This is a genomic window from Pseudomonas sp. 5Vm1k, assembly GCF_056161485.1.
On record NZ_JBSPCZ010000008.1, the window covers coordinates 20,106 to 39,686 of the forward strand.

The 19,581-nt window shown below is 59.8% G+C and carries 18 protein-coding genes; 4 read left to right on the forward strand and 14 right to left on the reverse strand.

Going from position 1 to position 19,581, the window contains the following annotated elements; all coding sequences use genetic code 11:
- Window positions 1-64 precede the first annotated feature (64 nt).
- From ACWIKB_RS16890 to leuA, 4 genes are all read left to right on the forward strand, one after another.
- Window positions 65-1,015 carry a LysR family transcriptional regulator gene (locus tag ACWIKB_RS16890; RefSeq protein WP_475268271.1) on the forward strand — a complete coding sequence of 317 codons (951 nt, stop codon included), beginning with the start codon at window positions 65-67 and terminating at the stop codon, window positions 1,013-1,015.
- 89 nt (window positions 1,016-1,104) lie between these two features.
- Entirely contained in the window at window positions 1,105-2,484 is a 1,380-nt protein-coding gene (gene xseA / locus ACWIKB_RS16895; protein ID WP_475268272.1) for an exodeoxyribonuclease VII large subunit, read from the forward strand.
- A gap of 3 nt (window positions 2,485-2,487) precedes the next feature.
- On the forward strand, window positions 2,488-3,309 hold the full coding sequence (locus ACWIKB_RS16900; protein WP_475268274.1) for a peptidoglycan DD-metalloendopeptidase family protein: 822 nt from the start codon (window positions 2,488-2,490) through the stop codon (window positions 3,307-3,309).
- Between the two features lie 479 nt (window positions 3,310-3,788).
- Window positions 3,789-5,471, forward strand: coding sequence for a 2-isopropylmalate synthase (leuA, locus tag ACWIKB_RS16905; RefSeq protein ID WP_054045357.1), 1,683 nt, complete (start codon window positions 3,789-3,791; stop codon window positions 5,469-5,471).
- A 180-nt stretch (window positions 5,472-5,651) separates the two neighbouring features.
- On the opposite strand, the gene ACWIKB_RS16910 is transcribed toward leuA, so the two are convergent.
- The 14 genes from ACWIKB_RS16910 to hscA all read right to left on the reverse strand — a co-directional run bounded on the left by ACWIKB_RS16910 (window position 5,652) and on the right by hscA (window position 19,574).
- A complete protein-coding gene (locus ACWIKB_RS16910; RefSeq protein ID WP_475268277.1) occupies window positions 5,652-6,443 on the reverse strand; it encodes an amidohydrolase in 792 nt (263 codons plus the stop codon).
- Window positions 6,431-7,579, reverse strand: a complete 1,149-nt coding sequence (locus ACWIKB_RS16915) for a pyridoxal phosphate-dependent aminotransferase (RefSeq protein ID WP_475268279.1) — start codon at window positions 7,577-7,579, stop codon at window positions 6,431-6,433. The genes ACWIKB_RS16910 and ACWIKB_RS16915 overlap by 13 nt, the downstream gene beginning before the upstream one ends.
- A gap of 230 nt (window positions 7,580-7,809) precedes the next feature.
- Window positions 7,810-9,279, reverse strand: a complete 1,470-nt coding sequence (gene der, locus ACWIKB_RS16920; protein WP_475268280.1) for a ribosome biogenesis GTPase Der — start codon at window positions 9,277-9,279, stop codon at window positions 7,810-7,812.
- 140 nt (window positions 9,280-9,419) lie between these two features.
- Window positions 9,420-10,571 carry an outer membrane protein assembly factor BamB gene (bamB, locus tag ACWIKB_RS16925; protein ID WP_475268282.1) on the reverse strand — a complete coding sequence of 384 codons (1,152 nt, stop codon included), beginning with the start codon at window positions 10,569-10,571 and terminating at the stop codon, window positions 9,420-9,422.
- Window positions 10,564-11,205 carry a tetratricopeptide repeat protein gene (locus ACWIKB_RS16930; RefSeq protein WP_213938435.1) on the reverse strand — a complete coding sequence of 214 codons (642 nt, stop codon included), beginning with the start codon at window positions 11,203-11,205 and terminating at the stop codon, window positions 10,564-10,566. Before ACWIKB_RS16930 ends, bamB begins: the two co-directional genes overlap by 8 nt.
- Before the next feature lie 40 nt (window positions 11,206-11,245).
- Window positions 11,246-12,535 (reverse strand): histidine--tRNA ligase, encoded by a 1,290-nt coding sequence (gene hisS / locus ACWIKB_RS16935; RefSeq protein ID WP_475268284.1) that lies wholly within the window; start codon window positions 12,533-12,535, stop codon window positions 11,246-11,248.
- A 23-nt stretch (window positions 12,536-12,558) separates the two neighbouring features.
- Window positions 12,559-13,668, reverse strand: a complete 1,110-nt coding sequence (ispG, locus tag ACWIKB_RS16940; RefSeq protein WP_213938437.1) for a flavodoxin-dependent (E)-4-hydroxy-3-methylbut-2-enyl-diphosphate synthase — start codon at window positions 13,666-13,668, stop codon at window positions 12,559-12,561.
- Between the two features lie 3 nt (window positions 13,669-13,671).
- Window positions 13,672-14,688: a RodZ domain-containing protein gene (locus ACWIKB_RS16945; protein WP_475268286.1), complete on the reverse strand. Its 1,017-nt coding sequence runs from the start codon at window positions 14,686-14,688 to the stop codon at window positions 13,672-13,674.
- Entirely contained in the window at window positions 14,688-15,446 is a 759-nt protein-coding gene (gene pilW, locus ACWIKB_RS16950; protein WP_475268288.1) for a type IV pilus biogenesis/stability protein PilW, read from the reverse strand. Before pilW ends, ACWIKB_RS16945 begins: the two co-directional genes overlap by 1 nt.
- Before the next feature lie 17 nt (window positions 15,447-15,463).
- Complete coding sequence (gene rlmN, locus ACWIKB_RS16955; protein ID WP_054045377.1) at window positions 15,464-16,606, reverse strand: dual-specificity RNA methyltransferase RlmN; 1,143 nt, start codon at window positions 16,604-16,606, stop codon at window positions 15,464-15,466.
- Between the two features lie 28 nt (window positions 16,607-16,634).
- Window positions 16,635-17,060 (reverse strand): nucleoside-diphosphate kinase, encoded by a 426-nt coding sequence (gene ndk / locus ACWIKB_RS16960; RefSeq protein ID WP_007916882.1) that lies wholly within the window; start codon window positions 17,058-17,060, stop codon window positions 16,635-16,637.
- 92 nt (window positions 17,061-17,152) lie between these two features.
- Window positions 17,153-17,353 (reverse strand): Fe-S cluster assembly protein IscX, encoded by a 201-nt coding sequence (gene iscX, locus ACWIKB_RS16965; RefSeq protein WP_017340315.1) that lies wholly within the window; start codon window positions 17,351-17,353, stop codon window positions 17,153-17,155.
- 14 nt (window positions 17,354-17,367) lie between these two features.
- The gene (fdx, locus tag ACWIKB_RS16970; protein ID WP_427634536.1) at window positions 17,368-17,709 is read right to left on the reverse strand and encodes an ISC system 2Fe-2S type ferredoxin; all 342 of its coding nucleotides are present in this window, start codon (window positions 17,707-17,709) and stop codon (window positions 17,368-17,370) included.
- Window positions 17,709-19,574 (reverse strand): Fe-S protein assembly chaperone HscA, encoded by a 1,866-nt coding sequence (hscA, locus tag ACWIKB_RS16975; RefSeq protein ID WP_475268290.1) that lies wholly within the window; start codon window positions 19,572-19,574, stop codon window positions 17,709-17,711. The genes fdx and hscA overlap by 1 nt, the downstream gene beginning before the upstream one ends.
- Between the last annotated feature and the right edge of the window lie 7 nt (window positions 19,575-19,581).

Sequence of the window (19,581 nt, forward strand, 5' to 3'; positions counted from 1 at the left end):
CCAGCGCCGAGGGTTGCGACTAATATCTTCCAGGTCGCCCACCCATCTCAAAAAGGCATGCCTTGTGCTTTCAACCCGCCAATTGCGTTACTTCGTGGAAATCGCCGAGTGCGGCAGTTTCAGCGCTGCGGCCGAACGCTTGTTTATCGCACAGTCGGCCCTGAGCCGGCAGATCAAGGACATGGAAACCCGCCTGCAAACCCCATTGTTCGAACGCACCGCGCGCCAGCCTCGACTGACGGCTGCTGGCGAAGCCTTTTTGCCCCGTGCGAGAAATTTATTGCACGAATTGACTAAGGCCAGCGAGATGGCGACCCAAGTCGGCACAGGCCAACTCGGCACCTTGCGCCTGAGCCATTCCAGCACCGTGCCGATGAGCGGTCGGTTGTTGCGGGGCATCAGCGCTTATCTGGATCAGCACGCGGGCGTGTCCATGGACATCGTCAAACTGTCCTCCGAAGCGCAGCTGGAAGAGTTGGCGGAAGGTCGCCTGGATGTTGGCCTGTTGCGCTTGCCGGTGCTACGTCAACGTGAAGGGGTGCAGATTGTTCCTTTATATAGCGAGCGATTGTTGCTGGCGGTGCCGCCGAATCATCGCCTGGCTGTGGATAACTCGGGGCAAGGCATAGATCTGGCGCAGTTGAAGAATGAAGCGTTTATCTCCATTCCTCATCCGCAACGCGGTGGCTTGAGTTACTTGTCTGCAGAGTTGTGCATGCGCCAGGGATTCTTTCCCAAGGCCGCCCGGGTGGTGTCGCGCAAAACCACGCAATTGCAGTTGATCCAGGCCGGGTTTGGCATTGCACTGCTGCCGGAGTCGATGCAGGACATCGCGCCGCCGGATATCCATTTCCTGCCGCTGGCCGATCCAGACTGCCACAGCACCGTGGCCCTCGCCTATCGGCAACATCCCACGGCGCTGGTCCAACACTTCATCAACACCTGCACACAAATCCCTTGTGGGAGCGGGCTTGCTCGCGAAGAGGCCGTGTCAGTCGGCATCATTGTTGAATGATCCACCGCCTTCGCGAGCAAGCCCGCTCCCACAGGGGATTTGTGTTGAGTCATGGAGATTCATGGACGAATGCCTTTAAACTGCGCCCCATGATTAAAGATCCCTTTGCAAGACTCGGCCTGGACCGTGAAGTCCTGACTGTCAGCCAGCTCAACGGCCGCGCGCGGGTGTTGCTGGAAGACGTGTTCAGCAATATCTGGGTCGAAGGCGAAATCTCCAACCTCGCCCGCCCGGCGTCCGGCCATGTGTATTTCACCCTCAAGGACAGCGGCGCCCAAGTCCGTTGCGCGCTGTTCCGGCAGAACGCCGCGCGGGTGCGCCAGGCTTTGAAGGATGGCCTGGCGGTCAAAGTCCGCGGCAAAGTCTCGCTGTTCGAGGGCCGAGGCGACTATCAACTGATCCTCGACACCGTGGAGCCGGCCGGCGACGGCGCCCTGCGACTGGCCTTCGATGCGCTGAAAGAAAAGCTCAGCGCCGAAGGCCTGTTCAGCGCCGACCGCAAAGTGCCGCTGCCAGCCCATCCGCAACGCATCGGCATTATCAGTTCGCCGACCGGCGCAGTGATCCGCGACATCATCAGCGTGTTCCGCCGTCGCGCGCCGCAGGTGCAACTGACGTTGATCCCGACGGCCGTGCAGGGCCGCGAAGCCACCGCGCAGATTGTCCGTGCATTGAAACTGGCGGACGCTCGTGGCTTCGACGCGTTGATCCTGGCCCGTGGCGGCGGTTCGCTGGAAGACCTCTGGTGCTTCAACGAAGAAGCCGTGGCCCGCGCCGTGGATGCCTGCGTAACGCCGATTGTCAGCGCGGTCGGGCATGAAACCGATGTGTCGATCAGCGACTTCGTGGCCGACGTTCGCGCGCCGACGCCTTCTGCTGCCGCTGAATTGCTGGCACCGGACTCCAGCGACCTGGTGCGCCGGGTCGAAAGCCTGCATCGCCGTTTGGTGATGCGCATCCGCGACCGTTTGATGCGTGATCGCCTGCGCCTGGAAGGCATGTCCCGCCGCCTGCGGCATCCCGGCGAACGACTGCGTCAGCAAGCACAACGCCTGGACGACCTGGACATGCGCATGCGCCGCGCCTTCGAGCGCAGCCTCAACACTCGTCGTGAACGCTTGATCCGCCTGGAAACCCGCCTCGCCGGGCAACATCCGGGCCGGCAACTGGCGATGTTGCGCCAGCGTTTGGACAGCCTCGCCGAACGCCTGCCCCGAGCCATTCGCGAAGGGCTCAAAAGCCGTCGACTGCAACTGCAAAGCCAAGTGCAAACGTTACAAGTGGTCAGCCCGCTGGCGACCCTCGCCCGTGGCTACAGCATTCTACTGGACGAGCGCGGCAACGCGATCCGCAGCGCCGAACAAACCCACAACGGCCAGCGACTGAAAGCCAAACTGGGCGACGGCGAGCTGCAAGTGCGCGTCGAAGACAATCATCTGACGCCTGTCACCCTCTCTTTACTGGATTGATCCATGCCCCGTTTCCTGGCTCCACTGCTGTTGCTGTGCCTGACCTTCAACGCCCACGCCGACAGTTACATCACCCGTCTGCTGAACAAACCGGTGCCGGGCGGTGTAGCCGTGGTGGACCTGGGCACGGCGGCCCAGGCGCCGAAAGCCACGTACCAAGGCAAACCTGTATTGGTGGTCAAGGAACAGAGCAATTGGCTGGCGATTGTCGGCGTGCCGCTGACGGTTAAACCGGGCGCGCAACAAGTGAGCAGCGGTGGCCGTAACTTGAGCTTTACCGTCGGCAACAAGAAATACCCGGAACAGCACATCACGCTGAAGAACACCCAACAGGTCAATCCGAACCCGGAGAATCTGAAGCGTATCGAAGGCGAACTGGCCGAACAGATCCAGGCGTATCGCAGCTTCAGCCCCGTCACCCCGAGCAACCTGCTGCTGGACAAACCAGTCAACGGGCCGCTGTCGAGCAAGTTTGGTGTGCGCCGGTTCTTTAACGGTGAAGAACGCAACCCGCATGCCGGCCTGGACTTCGCGGTGCCGGCGGGCACGCCGATCAAGACACCGGCGGCGGGTAAGGTGATTTTGATCGGCAACTACTTCTTCAATGGCAACACGGTGTTTGTCGATCACGGCCAGGGCTTTATCAGCATGTTTTGCCACATGTCGAAGATTGACGTGAAGGTTGGTCAGCAATTGGCTCGGGGTGGCGTGGTGGGCAAGGTGGGTTCGACTGGCCGTGCGACCGGGCCGCATATGCATTGGAATGTCAGCCTGAATGATGCGCGGGTGGATCCGGCGATTTTTATTGGGGCGTTTCAGCCTTAGTCGTTGGTGAGGCGATCGACCTCTTCGCGAGCAAGCCCGCTCCCACATGGGATTTTGGTGTACGCACATTCTGTGTTCACACCGGCCAAAAATGTGGGAGCGGGCTTGCTCGCGAAGGCGGCATCAAATGCACCTCAAAATCCCACTGACTCAAAATTCTCAATTGCGCATCGATCAAACCCCACGCAAACATCCAAACAATCGATCCACATCACAGCAATAAAATCTCGCCAATCCCGCCTTTTCGAGTATTCCTCTCAATTTTTTTCGACTGCTTGCCAACCTCAACCCCGGCGGTTAGGGTTAAAGCCATGAAAACCTCTCACACCCTCATTCAGCTTCGCCAGCACCGCAGCCTGTGCCTCGTCAGTGCACGACTGCCGGGCTGAACTGCGGTGCCTCGCCTGACACGTTTCCCCCACAACTTTTGATCCACCGGCAGGCCGCCTTTTTTCGGCCCACACAATAAGGATTTCCCGATGAGCATGCTCAAAGACCCGTCTTCGAAATACCGCGCCTTCCCGACCATCGACATTCCGGACCGTACCTGGCCGTCGAAGACCATCACTGCCGCGCCGATCTGGTGCAGCTCGGACTTGCGTGACGGCAACCAGTCGCTGATCGAGCCGATGGACGCAGTCAAGAAGCTGCGCTTCTGGAAAACCCTGGTGCAAGTCGGTGTGAAAGAAATCGAAGCGTCGTTCCCGGCTGCTTCGCAAACCGACTTCGACTTCGTGCGCACCCTGATCGAAGACGGCCATATCCCGGACGACACCACCATCCAGGTGCTGACCCAGGGCCGTGAAGACTTGATCGAGCGCACTTTCGAATCCCTGCGCGGGGCGAAAAAAGCCATCGTTCACTTGTACAACGCGACCTCCCCTTCCTTCCGCCGCATTGTCTTCAACCAGGACAAGGACGGAATCAAGGCCATCGCCGTGAACGCCGCCAAGCTGTTCGTCAAATACGCGGCCCAGCAGCCGGACACCGAGTGGACCTTCGAATACTCGCCGGAAACCTTCAGCGCCACCGAACTCGAGTTCGCCAAAGAAGTGTGCGACGCGGTGATCGAAGTCTGGAACCCGACGCCTGAGCACAAGGTGATCCTCAACCTGCCAGCCACCGTCGAATGCGCGACCCCGAACATCTACGCCGACCAGATCGAATGGTTCGGCCGTCACATCAACCGTCGTGACAGCGTGATCATCAGCCTGCACACCCACAACGACCGTGGCACTGGTGTTGCCGCCACCGAGCTGGGCCTGATGGCTGGCGCCGACCGTGTCGAAGGTTGCCTGTTCGGCAACGGCGAGCGCACCGGTAACGTTGATTTGGTGACCGTGGCGTTGAACCTCTACACCCAGGGCATTCACCCTGAACTGGACTTCTCCGACATCGACGGCGTGCGCAAAGTCGTCGAAGAGTGCAACCAGATCCAGGTGCATCCACGTCACCCGTACGTCGGCGACCTGGTTCACACCGCGTTCTCTGGCTCGCACCAGGACGCGATCCGCAAGGGCTTCGCCCAGCAGAAACCGGACACCCTGTGGGAAGTGCCGTACTTGCCGATCGACCCGGCCGACATCGGCCGCAGCTACGAGGCGGTGATCCGCGTCAACAGCCAGTCGGGCAAGGGCGGTATCGCTTACCTGCTGGAACAGGAATACGGCATCAGCTTGCCGCGTCGCATGCAGATCGAGTTCAGCCAGGTTGTTCAGCGTGAAACCGATCGCCTCGGCCTGGAGATGACCGCCCAGCAAATCCACGCGCTGCTGCACAGCGAGTACTTGCAGGCCAACACCCCGTACGCGCTGGTCAGCCATCGCTTGCAGGAAGAGAACGGCAACAGCTCGGTGGAAGTGGAAGTCTCGGGCAAAGGCCAGGGCGAAACCAACCTGCACTGGCGCGGCAAGGGCAACGGCGCCCTGGAAGCACTGGTGGCCGGCCTGCCGATCCCGGTGGAAATCATGGACTACAACGAACACGCCATTGGCGCGGGCACCAATGCCAAGGCTGCGGCCTACATCGAGCTGCGGGTTGAAGGGCAGCGTGCGGTGCACGGCGTGGGGATTGATGAAAACATCACCACAGCGAGCTTCAAGGCCCTGTTCAGTGCGCTTAACCGCTCGTTGAGCCAGCCGGAAGCTAAAGAAGCGGCGTAAGCGTTCGCTGAAATGCAAAAGGCCCCAAGGTGCGAACCTTGGGGCCTTTTTGTTTGCCTGCCTGTTTTTGTGTTGTCTGTCCGGGCCTCTTCGCGAGCAAGCCCGCTCCCACATTTGGAATGCATTCCCCCTGTGGGAGCGGGCTTGCTCGCGAAGGCGCCGGTTCGGCCAGCGAAGATCTCAGGTGAACTCGAAAGTATCGGCATCCAGATTCGCCGGAAACCGTGTGCGATAAGCCGCCAGTTCCGCCGCATCCAGTACCACTTGAAACACCCCATCTGCCTCGCCCGCGCTGAGCAATGTCTCACCCTGGAAATCCAGCACCTGACTGTCACCGGTATACGCAAAGCCCTTGCCGTCAGTACCGATCCGGTTCACCGCTGCCACATAGCACAGGTTTTCAATCGCCCGGGCCGGCAGCAAGCGGTTCCAGTGCTGACGCCGCGCACCCGGCCAGTTGGCGGTGTACAGCAACAGGTCAGTGTCCTGGGCGTCACGGCTCCAGACCGGGAAGCGCAGGTCGTAGCAAATCAACGGCCGAATACGCCAACCCTTAAGTTCGAACTGCACCTGGCGCTCGCCGGGGGTGTAGTGATTGTGCTCGCCGGCCATGCGGAACAGGTGGCGCTTGTCGTAGTGCAACACCTCGCCGTCCGGCCGCGCCCAGAGCAGGCGATTGCGGTGGCTGCCATCGGAGGCCTGGACAATCACACTGCCGGTGATCACTGCATCGAGCTTCGCAGACTGGACCCGAAGCCATTTGGTGGTAGGACCGTTTTCCGCTTCGGCCAGGGTTTCGGACTGCATGGAGAAACCCGTGGTGAACATCTCCGGCAGGATGATCAGGTCCGCGCCGCGCGCCTGTTCCAGCAATTGCTCGAAATGCTCCAGGTTGGCCTGGCGATCGTGCCAAGCCAGGGTGGTCTGGATCAGCGCGATGTTCAGGTTGGGCAGCGCACTCAGATCACGCATAGTTTTTCCGCTGCTTCACGCAGGGTCTCCTCGCGTTTGGCGAAGCACAGGCGCACCAGGCGCTGGCCTTCGGGTGGGTTCTGGTAGAACACCGAGATCGGGATGCTCGCCACGCCGTGCTCGCGAGTCATCCACAGCGCCATCTCGACGTCGTTGAGGTCCGGGCGAATCTGCGAATAATCGACCAATTGGAAATAGGTACCCGTGACACGGGTCAAGCTGAAGCGCGAAGGCGCCAGCAGATCGCAGAACAGATCGCGCTTGGCCTGGTAGAAACCCGGCAGTTCTTCGACATGTTCCGGGTGCTCGGTCATGAAGTCGGCCAGGGCAAATTGCAGCGGGGTCACGCCGCAGAAACTGACGTACTGGTGAACCTTGCGCAATTCCGCCGTGAGGGCCGGCGGTGCGACGACGTAGCCGGTTTTCCAACCTGTGACGTGGTAAGTCTTGCCGAAGGAGCTGACCACGAAGGCACGCTGATACAGCTCCTCGTGATTCAGTACGCTGACGTGGGGGACGCCATCGAACACCAGGTGTTCGTAGACTTCATCGCTGACGATGTAGATGTCGCGATCACGAATCAGATCCGCCAACTGATCCAGTTCGGCACGGCTGATCAACGCGCCGCTTGGGTTGTGCGGCGAATTCAGCACGATCATCCGCGTGCGCGGCGTGATTGCCTCGGACAGCTTCTGGAAGTCGATGGAGAAATCATCCAGCCCGAGCTGCACATGCACGCAGCGACCGCCAGCCAGTTCCACCGACGGCTCATAACTGTCGTAGCACGGGTCGAAGACGATCACTTCGTCGCCGCTGTGGATAACCGCCTGAATCGCGCAGAAGATCGCTTGAGTGGCGCCGGGGGTGACCGTCACTTCATGATCGGCATCCACGCTGACGCCGTAGCTGCGAGCGATCTTCGCCGAAATCTGCTGCCGCAACGCCGGCAGGCCGGTCATTGGCGAATACTGGTTGTGGCCACTGGCAATGTGCCGGCCGACGGCATCGCACAGCGCCTTCGGGGCATCAAAATCGGGAAACCCCTGGGACAGGTTGATCGCCCCGGTTTGCGCCGCGAGCTGAGACATCTGAGTGAAGATAGTGATGCCGACATTCGGCAGCTTACTGGTGATCATCGGTGGTTCCCTGCTCAACACCCGGCTCTAACGGCGGCGCGGGAGAGCCCGAGGATAGCCCAAACGGCGCCCATAAAAAAAGGGCGCCTGGTGGCGCCCTCTCTATATTGATCGTTCCCACGCTCTGCGTGGGAATGCCGCCATGGACGCTCTGCGTCCACCGCGAATGTGACGCAGAGCGTCACGAGATGCATTCCCACGCAGGAGCGTGGGAACGATCAAAGCTACTTCTATTTCTTATCGCGGCGCTTTTTGTCGGCTTTTTTGTGGTGCGACATCATGCGGCGCTTCTTGTTGACCTGACGGTCGGTGAGCGTGGTCTTTTTGCCTTCGTACGGGTTCTCGCCGCCCTTGAACTCGATGCGGATCGGCGTACCGACCAGCTTCAAGACACGACGGTAAGTGTTTTCCAGATAACGCACGTAAGACTTCGGCACCTTCTCGATCTGGTTACCGTGAATCACGATGATCGGCGGGTTCGCGCCACCCAAGTGGGCATAACGCAGCTTGATCCGGCGATTGTTGACCATCGGTGGCGCGTGCTCGCCGACCGCATCTTCCAGGATCTGGGTGAGGCGGTTGGTCGGCCAGCGGGTGACCGCGGACTTGAACGAGTTCTGTACGGAAGCGTAGAGGTTACCCACGCCAGTGCCGTGCAGGGCCGAGATGAAGTGGATGTCGGCGAAGTCAACGAAGAACAGGCGGCGTTGCAGCTCGACTTTTACGAAGTCGCGCTCGCTCGGCGTCATGCCGTCCCACTTGTTGATCGCGATAACCAGTGCACGACCCGCTTCAAGGGCAAAGCCCAGCAGGTTGAGGTCGTGGTCCACCACGCCTTCGCGGGCGTCCATCACGAAGATCACCACGTTGGCGTCTTTGATCGCTTGCAGGGTTTTGACCACGGAGAACTTTTCAACTTCTTCGTGGATCTTGCCGCGCTTGCGCACACCGGCGGTGTCGATCAGCGTGTACTTCTCGTCGTTACGCTCGAACGGGATGTAGATACTGTCGCGAGTGGTGCCGGGTTCGTCATACACGATGACCCGGTCTTCACCGAGCATGCGGTTGACCAGGGTCGACTTGCCGACGTTCGGCCGGCCGATGATCGCGATCTTGATCCCATCTTTTTCGCTTGGGCCAGGAATGCGCTTGGCTTCCTCGCCTTCGGCAACGATTTCTTCATCGCCGTCTTCTGGCTCTTCTTCGTCTTTCGGGAAGGTGCTCAGGGCGATTTCGAGCATCTGAGTGATGCCGCGACCGTGGGCGCCGGCGATCGGAATCGCGTGGCCCATGCCCAACGGGGCGAACTCGGCGCGGGCCATTTCAGGGTCGATGTTGTCGACCTTGTTGGCAACCACGTAGGAACGCTTGTTACGTTTGCGCAAATGCTCGGCGATCATCTGGTCGGCGGCGGTGAAACCGGCCTTGGCATCTACCAGGAACAGAACGACATCCGCTTCTTCAATGGCCAGCAGCGACTGCTCAGCCATTTTTTCGTCCATACCGTGCTCGTCACCGGAGATACCACCGGTGTCGACCAGAATGTAGGAACGCCCTTGCCACTTGGCCTCACCGTATTGGCGATCACGGGTCAGACCGGACAAGTCGCCGACGATGGCGTCGCGAGTCCTGGTCAGGCGGTTGAACAAGGTGGACTTGCCGACGTTCGGTCGGCCCACCAGGGCGATTACGGGAACCATGCGGCTCTCCACTTCGTTATTTCAGAAAATACAAAAGCCGCTGCGAGGCAGCGGCTGGTGCTCGGGGCAGCGCTTGAAGGCGCCGCAAGCCTTGCAGAACAAGGCCGCTTGGGGGTTAAACCCCAAGCATAGTCAAATCTTTACTTAATGGTCAGGGCTTCCAGTTTGCCACTGTTGCCATATACATAAATCGTGTCACCCACCACCAGCGGACGGGCACGCAGGCCATCGCTGTCGATGCGTTCGCGGCCGACGAAGCGACCGTCCACCTGGCTCAGCAGATGCAGATAGCCTTCCATGTCGCCGACTGCAACGTAGCTGGAGAACACTTCCGGAGCCGACAGTTGACGGCGAGCCAGCGAATCGTTGCTCCACAAGGCTGTGGTGGAACGTTCGTCGACGCCTTCAACGGTGCCCGAGGACAGGCTCACGTAGACGCTGCCAAAACCCTGGGCGACACCGGCATAGCTGGAAGCATCACGCTGCCAGAGCTGTCGACCGCTTTGCAGGTCCAGTGCCGCAACGCGACCCTGGTAGCTGGCGACGTACAGAGTTTCGCCGGACAGCAGCAGACCGCCGTCGATGTCGACAACGCGCTCCAGTTCCGAACGACCCTGTGGAATCGCGACCCGTTGTTCCCATACCGGCACGCCGTTGGAAATGTCGAGAGCAACTACTTTACCAGTCGACAGGCCAGCCACCGCGAGGCGGTTGGTGACGACAGGGGCACTGGTGCCACGCAGGGTCAGGACGGCCGGGGTGCTGTCATACAACCAGCGCTGGGTACCGGTCGCAGCGTCGAGGCCGATCAGACGATCGTCCTGGGTCTGAACCACCACAACGTCGCCGTTGTTGGCTGGCGGTGCGAGGACTTCGCTGGACACGCGAGCGCGCCATTTCTCTTCACCGTTGGTGGCGTCCAGGGCAACGATTTCGCCCTTGAGTGTACCGATCGTGACCAGACCGTAACCTACGCCAACGGCGCCGGAGACAGGCAGTTCAAGATCTTTCTTCCATTTGACGTCGCCATTGCTGCGGTCCATCGCCACGATCACGCCAGTGACGTCGGCCGCAAAGATGGTGCTGCCATCGATCGCCGGCACCAGCATGTTGTAGGTTTCGCCCTGACCGTCACCGATCGAACGACTCCATTGCTTCTGCAGGACCACTTCTTCTTTGAAGTCGACCAGCTCGGCCGGCGGCAATTCTTTTTTGCTGTTGCTGCTGCAACCCGCGGCCAAAATGGCCAGAGCCAGCAATGCTGCATGTTTCCAACGGATCACGTCACGCATCCCCTTTGGCCAGGTCGTCCAGCTTGATTTGTAGGCCGCCAACTGCCGCTTCATCCGACAGTGCTGCCTTGGCTTTTTGATACGCCGTGTTCGCTTCGTCGGTACGACCCAACTGCACCAGCAGGTCGCCCTTGAGTTCTTCGCGAGTGGCCAGGAACGACTTGTCGGCATCGCCTTCAAGCAGTTTCAGGGCCTCTTCGACCTTGTTCTGTGCCGCCAGGACCTGCGCCAGACGCTGACGGGCGATTTCGCCCAGCGCCGGGTTGGCCGGTTTGTCGGTGATGGCTTTCAGCTCGCTGGCTGCGTCATCCAGCTTGCCGCTGTCGACCGCGACTTTCGCCACGAACAGGCTGCCGTATTGCGCGTAAGCAGAACCGCCGAACTCGCTGTTGAGCTTGCCGGCCAGGTCCGAAACCCGGGCTGCGTCAGGCTTGCCGTCAGGCGTCAGCGTGGTTTCGAGCAGTTGCTGATAGAGAATCGAGGCGCCTTGCGACTGATTGCTCTGATACTTGTGAAAGGCCTGCCAGCCGAACACGATGACCAGCGCCAACAGGCCGCCAGTGACCAGGGGCTTGCCGTTACGTGTCCACCAGTCCTTCAAATCCGCCAGTTGTTCGTCTTCGGTACTCGACACCCCAATACTCCTTAATCGCTAAATCGGCTGTTTGACAGCTTCAACCCTGCACGACGCAGGTGGCCAGGTGTGCAGCGAGCGCATCCCAGGCAATGCTTTGTTGTTCGCCCTGGCCACGCAGGGGTTTGAAACCTACCACTTGCTGGGCCATCTCGTCGTCACCGAGGATCAGCGCATACAGCGCACCGCTCTTGTCGGCTTTCTTGAACTGACTTTTGAAACTGCCGGCGCCGGCATTGACTTGCAGGCGCAGGTTAGGCAACTGGTCACGAACACGTTCACTCAAGGCCAGACCGGCCAGCTCGGCGGCTTCACCGAAGGCGCAGAGGTAGACGTCGACCTGACGGGAGATCTCTTGCGGGATCTGCTCCAGGGTTTCCAGCAGCAGCACCAGACGCTCGATACCCATGGCGAAACCAACGCCCGGGGTCGGCTTGCCGCCCATCTGCTCCACCAGACCGTCGTAACGACCACCGGCACACACGGTGCCCTGGGCGCCCAACTTGTCGGTGACCCATTCGAAAACGGTCTTGCTGTAGTAATCGAGCCCGCGAACCAGCTTCGGGTTGATCACATAAGGAATGCCGGCAGCGTCGAGGCGAGCCTTGAGGCCCTCGAAGTGCACGCGGGATTCTTCGTCGAGGTAGTCGGCCATTTTTGGCGCGTCGACCAATACCGCCTGAGTCTCGGCGTTCTTGGTATCCAGAACCCGCAAAGGGTTAGTCTTCAGACGGCGCTGGCTGTCTTCATCAAGCTTGTCCAGGTGTGCCGAGAGGAACTCGACCAGGGCTTCGCGATAACGACCCCGGGATTCACTGGTGCCCAGGCTGTTGAGCTCAAGCTTGACCGCATCGCGGATACCCAGCTCGCCCCACAGGCGCCAGGTCAGCACGATCAGCTCGGCGTCGATGTCCGGACCATCCAGGTTGAAAACCTCGCAACCGATCTGGTGGAACTGGCGATAACGACCTTTCTGTGGACGCTCGTGGCGGAACATCGGACCGATGTACCAGAGTTTCTGCACTTGGCCGCCGCCGGTGATGCCGTGCTCAAGCACCGCACGCACGCAGGCCGCCGTGCCTTCAGGGCGCAGGGTCAGGGAGTCGCCGTTGCGGTCGTCGAAGGTGTACATCTCTTTTTCGACGATGTCGGTCACTTCACCGATGGAGCGCTTGAACAGCTCGGTGAACTCGACGATCGGCATGCGGATCTGCTTGTAACCGTAGTTATCCAGCAGACGCGAGACGGTGCCCTCGAAATGACGCCACAGGGGTGTCTGCTCGGGCAGGATGTCGTTCATGCCACGTATGGCTTGCAGAGACTTGCTCACTATAAATCCTTAAATTCGTTCGATCAGCCGCGGGCGATGACTGCCGCGTCGGCTTCGACCTTTTCGGCCGCTTTCTGGCGGATCAGCTTTTCCAGCTCGTCCACCAGATTCTCATTCGTCAGTTTCTGCGACGGCTTGCCGTCGATGTAAATCAGGTTTGGCGTGCCGCCGGTCAAGCCGATATGGGCTTCCTTGGCTTCGCCCGGCCCGTTGACCACGCAACCGATGACCGCGACATCCAGCGGCACCAGCAGATCTTCGAGGCGCCCTTCCAGCTCGTTCATGGTTTTGACCACATCGAAGTTCTGCCGCGAGCAGCTCGGGCAGGCGATGAAGTTGATACCACGGGAACGCAAGTGCAGGGATTTGAGAATGTCGTAGCCGACTTTCACTTCCTCGACCGGGTCAGCCGCCAACGAGATGCGAATAGTATCGCCAATCCCTTCGGCGAGCAGCATACCGAGGCCCACGGCGGATTTCACCGTGCCTGAACGCAAACCACCGGCTTCGGTGATGCCCAGGTGCAGCGGCTGGACGATTTCCTTGGCCAGCAGGCGGTAGGCAGCGACGGCCATGAACACGTCGGACGCCTTCACGCTGACCTTGAAGTCCTTGAAATTCAGGCGTTCCAGGTGTTCGACGTGACGCAGGGCCGACTCAACCAGTGCAGCCGGGGTCGGTTCGCCGTATTTCTTTTGCAGGTCTTTTTCCAGGGAACCGGCGTTCACGCCGATGCGGATCGGAATCCCGCGGTCGCGGGCGGCATCGACCACTGCACGCACGCGATCTTCACGACCGATGTTGCCCGGGTTGATGCGCAGGCAGTCAACGCCCAGTTCGGCTACGCGCAACGCGATCTTGTAGTCGAAGTGGATGTCGGCAACCAATGGCACCTTGACCAGTTGCTTGATCTTGCCGAAAGCCTCGGCGGCGTCCATGTCCGGCACCGAAATGCGCACGATATCGACGCCAGCAGCTTCCAGGCGATTAATCTGGGCCACGGTGGCGGCCACGTCATTGGTGTCGCTGTTGGTCATGCTCTGCACAGCGATAGGCGCATCGCCGCCAACAGGCACGTTACCGACCCAGATCTTGCGGGATTCGCGACGTTTGATTGGAGATTCGCCGTGCATGACTTATTGACCCAACTTCAGGCGAGCAGTCTCGCCACTGGTGAACGGAGCGACATCAACCACCTGACCGTTGTAGCTGACCTGCGCGCCACGGGCGAAGCCCAGACGCACGGCAAACGGCGGCTTGCCGCTGACGGAAACATTTTCGCCTTTACGCTTGAGACCGCTCAATAGCACTTTGCCGTTGCCATCGGTCACTTGCGTCCAGCAATCAGCGGTGAACAGCAGTTGAACCTGGCCTTGACCCGCTACTGGAGCGGCTGCGGCAGTCGCCGCTGGAGCAGCAACAACAGGCGCTGCCACGGTCGGTGCCGGAACGGCTGGCGCGGTCGGCGCGGCGGCTACAGGCGCGGCGTTGTGAACCGGTGCCGCAGGCGTTGCAGCCGGGGTTACAGGTGCTGGAGCAGGTGCGGTGGCTTCGGCTTCGGCCGGTGCTTCAGTCGATGTTTCGGATTGCGGCAACGCCAGAGCAGTCCCCGCTTCAGTCTGACCTTCCGCGACGGCCTGGTCTTCCGGCTCGTCCAGCGGATGGATCTGGGTGGTGCCATCGGCGCCTTCGACTTCAACGTGTTCCGGGGCCAGGGTGGCCAAGTCCTTGGTGCGCAATGAGGTTTGATCCTGCCACCAGACAAAACCACCACCAATCACCGCGATCAGCAACAGCAGGCTGACAATGCGCAAAATGGTGTGGGAAACCCGAACCGGCTCTTCGATACGACCCAGGCTGTGGACGTTGCTGCCTTGGGAATCGGTGCCGGTGGACTGGTCGAACTGCTGGACCAGAACGGTCTGGTCCATGCCGAGCAATTTGGCGTACGCGCGAATATAACCGCGAGCGAAGGTATGGCCTGGCAGCTTGTCGAACGCGCCGGCTTCCAGATTGCCCAAAGAATTGACGGTGAGGTTGAGCTTGAGGGCCACTTCGGCCAGCGACCAGCCATTGCTTTCGCGGGCCTGGCGCAAAGTATCACCGGGGTTAACGCGATTCGCTGCTACAACTTCGGGATGCGCCGCTTTCATCATTGCTCCGACAGGTATTGCTGATATTCCGGCGTACCGGGATAGAGTCGTTTTAATTGCAGGCCAAAACTGGCGGCCTTGTCGCGATCTTCAAACACTTTTGCCAGCCGAACGCCGAGCAATAGACTACGTGCATTTTGTTCGGTGAGCAGGCTAAAACGGTCGTAATAGTCACGCGCGGGCACATAATGCCTGTCTTCGTAAGACAACTCAGCCATTTCCAGCAATGCACGCGGTTGTTGACGGTTCAAACGCAGGGCTTTTTCCAGTTGCTGCTGGGCCAGATCACGCTGGCCGAGCTTCGAAGCGGTCATGCCGAGGTTCTCGAACACCCGAGAACGCTCAGGATACAGGGTATCGGCGGCGGCCTGCTCAAAGCGCTCGTAGGCTTCCTTGTAACGTTTTTCTTCGTAAAGAAAACTGCCGTAGTTGTTCAGGATGCGTGCATCGGTGGGACGGGAGGACAGCGCCTTGCGAAAATGCTGGTCGGCCAGCTCCGGCTCCATCTCGGCCTGAAACACCAGACCCAGCGCCGCGTTGGCGTCAGGGTCCGAATCATCCAGGTCCAGCGCCTTCTTCAACGGCACTTTCGCCCGCTCGGTCATCCCTTGTTGCAAGTACCCAAGCCCCAACTGCACGTAGGCGGTTCGCGCTTCGTCGCGGCCCTTGCTGGTCTTCATCGGGTTGAAATCGCCCGACAGGACACAACCAGCACAAAGGCTGGCCAACAGCACAAGCAGCGCAAAGCGCAGGGACATAGAGATCCTCTCTTAATTTATTTCGCGGCGTTCTGTGCCATATCGTTCTCGGCGCTCAATTCACGCACCGCGATATAACGTTCGCTGCGACGGGTGCGATCCAGCACCTGTCCTACCAATTGGCCACACGCAGCATCGATGTCTTCGCCACGGGTGGTGCGCACTGTGACATTGAAGCCGGCATGGTGAAGCTGATCCTGGAAACGGCGAATGGCGTTGTTGCTCGGACGCTCATAACCGGAATGCGGGAACGGGTTGAACGGGATCAGGTTGATCTTGCACGGGATGTTCTTGAGCAACTCGATCATCTCGACCGCGTGTTCAACCTTGTCGTTGATGTCCTTGAGCAAGGTGTACTCGATGGTCAGCACGCGTTTTTCGCCCAGGGACGACATGTAGCGCTGGCACGACTCGAGCAGCATCTTAAGCGGATACTTCTTGTTGATCGGCACCAATTGGTTACGCAATGCGTCATTCGGTGCGTGCAGCGACAACGCCAGGGAAACGTCGATGTGCTTGGACAGCTCATCGATCATCGGCACCACGCCCGAAGTGGACAGGGTCACGCGGCGCTTGGAGATCCCGTAGCCCAGGTCATCCATCATCAGATGCATGGCGGCTACGACGTTGTCGAAGTTCAGCAGCGGCTCGCCCATGCCCATCATCACCACGTTGGTGATGGCACGGTCGGCGGTCGCCGGGATGCTGCCGAACGATTTATTGGCAATCCACACCTGACCGATGACTTCGGCGGCGGTGAGGTTGCTATTGAAACCTTGCTTGCCGGTGGAGCAGAAACTGCAATCCAGGGCACAGCCTGCCTGGGACGAAACGCACAGAGTGCCGCGTTTGCCCTGGGGAATGTAGACGGTCTCGACGCAGCTGCCGGACGCCACGCGCACCACCCACTTACGGGTGCCGTCGGTGGAAATGTCCTCACTGACCACTTCAGGACCGCGAACTTCAGCAATCACCTTGAGCTTGTCGCGCAAGGCTTTGCTGACGTTCGTCATGGCGTCGAAATCATCGACGCCAAGGTGGTGAATCCATTTCATTACCTGACCGGCACGGAAACGCTTCTCCCCGATTGAGTCGAAGAATTTTTCCATTTCCAGCTGAGTCAGACCCAGCAGGTTAGTTTTTACAGTCGATGTAGTCATGGATTCACCTTCACTCATAAGCCAATGCTTAGCGAGTGGTTACTTCAGTAGCTGCGAAGAAGTACGAGATTTCGCGAGCAGCAGCGGCTTCGGAGTCCGAACCGTGTACGGCGTTGGCATCGATGGAATCAGCGAAGTCAGCGCGGATGGTGCCGGCAGCAGCTTCTTTAGGGTTGGTAGCGCCCATCAGCTCACGGTTCAGAGCGATAGCGTTTTCGCCTTCCAGAACCTGAACAACAACCGGGCCGGAGATCATGAAAGCAACCAGATCGCCGAAGAAACCGCGAGCGCTGTGCTCAGCGTAGAAGCCTTCAGCTTCGGCTTTGGACAGTTGCTTCAGTTTCGAAGCTACAACGCGCAGGCCAGCTTTTTCGAAACGAGTAGTGATCTCGCCGATAACGTTTTTTGCAACAGCGTCAGGCTTGATGATGGAGAAAGTACGTTGAACAGCCATGGTGTAACTCCAGAAACGGTAATTTGTGAAAAATTAAACCCGCGAATTATACGCGGGTTCTTTGGTATTGCCTAACTGCGTACGGCGCAGACTCAGTCTGCTTCTTCGATCCAGGCGGCCTGAATGGCTTCAAGCACCTTCTCGCCACCGCGGGTCGGATCATCACTGAACTCCGGCAATGCCAGCACCCATTTGTGCAGATCGACGAAGTTCACGTAGCGCGGGTCCACTTCCGGCTTGGATTCAGCCAGTTGGATCGCGATTTCCAGCACATCAACCCATTTCAGACTCATAACACTTCCTTGAATCAGTGCGGCGCTTCAGCTGCATGGTTGAGCGAGTATTTCGGAATCTCGACGGTCAGATCTTCATTTCCGACGAGTGCCTGACAGGCTAGACGAGATTGCGCCTCCAGACCCCAGGCCCGATCAAGAAAGTCTTCTTCCAGCTCGTCCGCTTCTTCCAGCGAGTCAAAGCCTTCACGAATGATGCAGTGACAAGTGGTGCAGGCGCAGACGCCGCCACAGGCGCTTTCCATTTCGATATGGTGTTCATGGGCCAGCTCGAGAATGGAAGTCCCCGGCTCAGCCTCTACAACCATGCCGTCCGGGCAAAACTTTTCGTGTGGCAGAAAAATGACCTGCGGCATCAGTTATCCTCGATTTCATTCAGGTTGCGCCCCGCCAGCGCGGCTTTCACCGTCGAGTCCAGGCGGCGGGCGGCAAAGGCATCGGTCACTTGCGACAGACGTTTGGTCTGCTGCTCGATGGCGAAACCATCGGTGCCCTTCATCAATTCGGTCAGTTCCTGCACTTGCATCTCGATGACCATGCGCTCTTCGGCGTCGAGCAGGCGTTCGCCATCAGCCTCGAGGGCGCCCTGCACTGCTTCGATCAGGCGTTGGGCATCGACTTGTTGCTCACGCAGCACACGGGCGACTTTGTCGTCGTTGGCGTGCTGGAACGAATCTTTGAGCATCTTGGCGATTTCGCCGTCGGTCAGACCGTAGGACGGCTTGACCTGGATGCTGGCTTCCACGCCTGAACCCAGTTCGCGGGCCGCGACGCTGAGCAGACCGTCAGCATCGACCTGGAAGGTCACGCGAATCTTCGCCGCGCCGGCCACCATCGCAGGAATGCCGCGCAATTCGAAACGGGCCAGGGAGCGGCAGTCGCTGATCAGCTCGCGCTCACCCTGCAACACGTGGATCGCCATGGCCGACTGGCCATCTTTATAAGTAGTAAAGTCCTGGGCGCGAGCGACGGGGATGGTGGTGTTGCGCGGAATCACCTTCTCCATCAGGCCGCCCATGGTTTCCAGCCCCAGGGACAACGGAATCACATCGAGCAGCAGCAATTCGCCGCCATCGCGCTTGTTGCCAGCCAGGGTATCGGCCTGGATCGCGGCACCAATGGCCACCACTTGATCCGGATCGATTTCAGTCAGCGGCTGGCGACCAAAGGCTTCGGCCACAGCGTCGCGAACACGAGGAACACGAGTCGAACCACCGACCATGACCACGGCGTGCACTTCTTCCAGCTCGATGCCGGAATCACGCACGGCACGGCGGCAGGCTTTCAGGCTGCGAGCGACCATCGGCTCGATCAGCGCATCGAAGGCTTCGCGGGTCAGTTGAGCCTTCCAGTCGCCGTAAGCGACTTCAACGCTCGCGACCGTGGTCAGCGCTTCCTTGGCCGCACAGGCGGTTTGCAGCAGATTGCGTTGCGCACCCGGATCGAGGTCGGCGGACAAACCGGCGCTCTCGATGATCCAGCCAGCGATCGCGTGATCGAAGTCATCGCCGCCCAAGGCGCTGTCGCCACCGGTAGCCAACACCTCAAACACACCGCCAGTCAGGCGCAGAATCGAAATATCGAAGGTGCCGCCACCCAGGTCATAAATAGCGACCAGGCCTTCAGCGTGTTGATCCAGACCGTAAGCCACCGCGGCGGCGGTCGGCTCATTGAGCAAACGCAGCACGTTCAGGCCGGCCAGTTTGGCCGCATCCTTGGTCGCTTGACGCTGAGCATCGTCGAAATAGGCAGGAACGGTGATCACCGCGCCAACCAATTCACCGCCCAATGTCGCCTCGGCGCGCTGACGCAGCACCTTAAGGATTTCAGCGGAGACTTCGACCGGGCTTTTGGGGCCCTGAACGGTGTCGATGAACGGCATGTGCGACTCGCCACCGACAAAGCGGTACGGCAGTTGATCGCCCAATTGCTTGACGTCGGACAGACCACGACCCATCAAGCGCTTGACCGACAGCACGGTGTTCAAGGGATCGGTAGCGGCTGAAAGCTTGGCGGACTCGCCCACTTCCACGCGATCGGCGTGATAGCGCACGGCAGACGGCAGGATGACCTGACCGTTGTCGTCGGCCAGAGGCTCGGAAAGACCACTGCGCAATGCAGCGACCAGCGAATTGGTAGTGCCCAAGTCGATCCCCACAGCCAGACGACGCTGGTGCGGTTGAGGACTTTGGCCGGGTTCGGCGATCTGCAGTAGGGCCATCGTAATC